This window comes from Pontibacter sp. HJ8, assembly GCF_054824225.1.
This window is the reverse complement of record NZ_JSYF01000557.1, coordinates 1-3,014: the sequence shown is the minus strand read 5'-3', so window position 1 is coordinate 3,014 and position 3,014 is coordinate 1. Positions and strand designations below refer to the sequence as shown.

The 3,014-nt window shown below is 45.5% G+C and carries 4 protein-coding genes; all 4 read right to left on the bottom strand.

The window, feature by feature from the left end:
- Nucleotides 1-942: NAD(P)-dependent alcohol dehydrogenase (locus OB13_RS19350; RefSeq protein WP_461491830.1), on the bottom strand; the 942-nt coding region annotated here is incomplete at its 3' end.
- Nucleotides 943-1,040: 98 nt separating this feature from the next.
- Complete coding sequence (locus OB13_RS19345; RefSeq protein WP_461491829.1) at nt 1,041-1,352, bottom strand: putative quinol monooxygenase; 312 nt, start codon at nt 1,350-1,352, stop codon at nt 1,041-1,043.
- 146 nt (nt 1,353-1,498) lie between these two features.
- Nucleotides 1,499-1,903 (bottom strand): hypothetical protein, encoded by a 405-nt coding sequence (locus OB13_RS19340; RefSeq protein ID WP_461491828.1) that lies wholly within the window; start codon nt 1,901-1,903, stop codon nt 1,499-1,501.
- Nucleotides 1,904-2,015: 112 nt separating this feature from the next.
- Nucleotides 2,016-2,987, bottom strand: coding sequence for a tetratricopeptide repeat protein (locus OB13_RS19335; protein ID WP_461491827.1), 972 nt, complete (start codon nt 2,985-2,987; stop codon nt 2,016-2,018).
- Between the last annotated feature and the right edge of the window lie 27 nt (nt 2,988-3,014).

Here is a 3,014-nt window from a genome sequence, read left to right as displayed (position 1 = left end):
ATTGCCTGTTTTCTGCCCTGTCTCCACGTATTTATAAGCGTCCACAATCTGCTCTAAGGTATAGCTCCGGTCCAGTACAGGTTTAAATTGGTTCTGCTCTACCAGTTGCTTCAGGAACTCCACATCTGCCTTGCTAATGGTAGGTATAGGAAACAATACCTTTCTGCCCCGCCGCAGCGGCGTTAGCAGTGCCAGATAAATATTCTCCCAGTTCTTGCCGAGTTCTGTAGAGATGTAAATGCCCTGTTCCGTCAGGACCGGTTTGCAATGCCCGAACGATGTTTTCCCGACGGCATCGAACACTACACTATACCTGCGGCCTGCCTGGGCATAATCTTCCTGCGTGTAATCGATGACCACATCGGCCCCCAGGGATTTGACGAGTGCTACATGTTGGGTATGGCATACGGCCGTTACGTGCGCCCCGAAGTGTTTGAGCAGTTGTACCGCAGCCGAACCAATAGCACCCGTTGCCCCATATACCAGCACAGCTTGCCCGCTCGTAACTTTCGCTGCCCGGATATGGCCCAGCGCATAATGGGCTCCTTCTGTGATCGGGGCGGCCTCTTCGTAGGTCAGGCCGGTTGGCATAGTCGTAAAGGCGTCGTGTTCCTCCAGGGTTATGTACTGGCCATGTCCCCCACACTTTTTGTCGTTATAGCCGAACACTTTCTCGCCAACTTTTACTGCTTTCACATCTTTGCCCACAGCCTCTACCTGGCCGGCGAACTCACAACCCAATATCTGGTAGTTGGGCCGGAGCAGGCCGCTCCAGAACCTCGAAATGAAATATTCAGCGCTTCGGAACCCGCTGTCGGTGCGGTTAACGGTAGAGGCATAGACCCGTATCAGCACTTCATTGTCTTTCGGCTCAGGCTTGGGAACTTCCCTTATGCTTACCACTTCGGGTGGTCCGTATTGGGTATGTACTGCTGCTTTCATGACGTGTGAAGTATAGCGTTTTGATTTTATACTTGCTGCTAACTGCCTGGCCAGGTGCCGAAGGTAAACTTGCTCCCACGAGCGGGGGTTGCTATTACCTACTCTATACCTGCCCCACCTAAAATTTCAAGCTCCAGCCCTTTCTCGGGCATTCCGTCCAGTATAGGCATTGCCTGAGAGATCAATTCCCGTACCCCTTCTACCTTCAATGAGTTATCATGGTCTTCTTTACTGTCCCAGACCTCCGTCACCCAAACAGTATGCTCATCGTCTTTGCTTTTGCTCACGATATAAAGCTGGCAGCCTTTAGCCGTTGCTACCAGCTTTGCAGCTTCAAGCAGGATAGAAGCAAGCTTGTCACCATTCCCTTTAGTCGCTTTTAATTTTCCGTGGAGTCCGTATTTATTCATGATCTAATTTTATTTTAGGTAAAGAATAAGCTGTATGCTTATGGGTTGCCATCGTAAATGGGCGAATCTATTATCAACTTCCTGGCTTTGGCTGGAATAACTCCTGCCAGCGCGAGTTGACAGCCCGGGTCTTGCCATTACTTCTTCTACCAGGAAATACGAGCGGCAAGATCCACCCAGCGGGGAATCTCCCAAAAAGGCAAATACTCTGTCCAGCCGAAGAAAAAAGAGAAAAATAGGTGTATGAAAGGCGCCGACAGAAAACTTAAGATCAGATACAGCATCGTTTTAGCCTTTCTCAGCTTTAAGATGTACGGCGGTAACAAGACTGTCATCAACATAGGAACTGGGTAGTAGATCCACCAGGGCAAGCCCCAGGTAGCGCCGTATTTACCAAACAACATCCCCACAACGACCACCCAAATGGAGAGCAGCATAATGGTATACTTTTTCTGTCTAAATTCCTGCCTTGGCAAAACCGCTCTGATCACGAGCAAGAAGACAAGCAAGGAGGCAAAAATCATTACCGGGAAATGCCATTCTGTATGCATGTTCAGAGCAGGTTTGGTTATTGGGAAGTATGTATGGGGTTTCAGCTAAACTGTAATTGATGATTGTCTTGCTGGTAGAATAGATATCCTTGCACTTTCTCTAATAGCGATTCTATTTATATACAATCTTCCCTGTTTTGAAAAAACGGATCCATTTCTCCCTTAAATCGGACGGAACGGTGGGCTGTTTTACAGCTCTAAAATTGGTGTAAAGAGAAGTTTTGCCCTGCACCACGTACCAAAGCTGGGACTCTGGTCTTTTATCATTTTTAAAGCTTGGAGCTTCAATGGTAAATAGAATCCAAGGATGTTCAACGCTTTCTTCTTTCTCAATGAAGGTTAATTTGGCATTTGGGGAATTTTTCTTTGCCTGCTCATACATTAAGTTCATTGCTTTGTCCACAGGAACATTTGTAACACCTTTTATAGAACTCATGTAGCCAAATTCTGTCCAGTTTTCTAGTGTTTCATCGGTATGAATAAGCTCAATAACAGCCATATCAGCATTTTCCTGGCTGCTTCCTATTTTCCAATTTTCATTTTCCGGCCAATCCAACATTAGTGACTCACCAGCTAATTGCTCATTACCACAAAACTGGCTTAAGTATTTCGCGGCTTGTTTATCTCCTCTGCTTTGAGCATTTGTAAAATCTTCGCAGGCTCCCTTTTTATTCCCTGATTGAGCTCGTATTTGGCCTCTAAGCGTTAGAGCATTAGGTAGAGCTGGGTCTAATTCAATTGCTTTGTCAAGGTCTGGTAAAGCGTCCAGGTACTTTTCCTGGCTTACATAAACTGTTGCTCTGCTGTAATAAGCGTCCTCAAACTTTGGATCAAGTTCTATAGTTTTATTGAAGTCAGCTAAAGCAGCTTTAAAGTCTTTCAGGGCTAACTTAGATGTTCCTCTGTTGAAATAAGCATGCTTGTTATTTCCATCTGCCTTTATGGCCTTATCATAATCTTTGATTGCGCCTTTGAAATCTTGCTGCTCATGCTTGGCGATACCATTTTGAAAATGCTCTTGTGCCGTCTGACCATAAGCCGTAAACATTATTACAGTCAATATCAAAGTAAGTATGTTTTTCATTATACTATAGTAAGTTGTTTTTAGCTA

Excerpts from the sequence above, each read along its gene's own strand:
- OB13_RS19345 (WP_461491829.1), bottom strand. The coding sequence starts at position 1,352 with ATGAATAAATACGGACTCCACGGAAAATTAAAAGCGACTAAAGGGAAT.
- OB13_RS19340 (WP_461491828.1), bottom strand. The coding sequence starts at position 1,903 with ATGCATACAGAATGGCATTTCCCGGTAATGATTTTTGCCTCCTTGCTT.
- OB13_RS19335 (WP_461491827.1), bottom strand. The coding sequence starts at position 2,987 with ATGAAAAACATACTTACTTTGATATTGACTGTAATAATGTTTACGGCT.